We start from the raw sequence: 973 nt of genomic DNA, 5'->3' as shown, positions 1-973 counted from the left end.
GGGCGAGTTCGCCTGGCCCTCGCTGGTCACCAACAACGAGATGCTGCGCACGCTGCCCGTCGGACTGGCCCAGTTCCAGAACCAGTTCGCCCCCCGCTGGGATCTCCTGATGGCCGGCTCCGTGCTGGCCGCGATCCCGGTGGTCCTCGCCTTCGTCCTCCTCCAGCGGACCTTCGTCCGCGGACTCACCGGTGGTGCGGTGAAGGAGTAGGACGAGAACCCCCCGAGTCCAGGTCGGGAGACCCGGGGAGAACCGCAGGCCCGGTCGTTGCCGGAGGGAGGCGACGACCGGGCCTGCGGCATGTCCGGAGCCGTTCCCGGGCCCTGCCCGTTGTCCCGCCCGCGGGCCCGCCGTGCCCCGGCGGACGGCGCCCGTCGTGCCCGGCCGTGACGCGGCGGAGCAGCGGGGGCCGGTCGCCGCACGGGGCCCGGGTACGGACGGTCCGCGGTCCGGAACGGCCCCGGCGCACGGGTGCGGCGGGGCAGCGGTGCGGCCGGCCCGGCGGCACGGAGCCCGGTGAGTGGTACGGCGCCCGGCCCGACCGGGGCAGACCGGGGCTCCGGCGCCGGAACGGGGGTTCGGGGCACGGGCTCGGCCCTGCCCCGAAACGCCGAAGACCTGGGCCGCGGAACAGCTGACGGTGCCGTTCCGCGGCCCAGGGGTCACGGGGGGTGTGTCGGGCCGGGAGACGCGGCTCCAGGACACGGTCGGCTGCGGCGCCGACGGCGACGCAGCCCCTGACGGGGTGGAGCGACCCCGTGACGGCTCCCCGCCGCTGACGTCGGCCCCGAGCGTCAGCGGTGGGGAGCCGGGGGACGGTGGCGGACAGTGTCAGGGCAGAGCTGCCCGCCACCGCGTTCGGGGGCCGGGCCGGCCGGGGAGTCCGGCGGCCCGGCGTTCGGGGGGTGCGGTCCGGCCGGTCGTCAGAACCGGGCGATCACGTACCGGTCGACGGTGTCCTCGTCGAGCTCG

Annotated in this window: 1 pseudogene; it reads left to right on the top strand. The window is 77.2% G+C overall.

Annotation, left to right across the window (positions count from 1 at the left end):
• A pseudogene (locus PUR56_RS21935) lies at window positions 1–211 on the top strand (carbohydrate ABC transporter permease); the annotation flags it as partial.
• Window positions 212–973 lie beyond the last annotated feature (762 nt).

This window comes from Streptomyces sp. BE303 (assembly GCF_036290945.1).
In the GTDB taxonomy this organism is placed as follows: Bacteria; Actinomycetota; Actinomycetes; order Streptomycetales; family Streptomycetaceae; genus Kitasatospora.
Note: the sequence above shows the minus strand (reverse complement) of the source record. Positions and strands in the feature narration are given on the sequence as shown.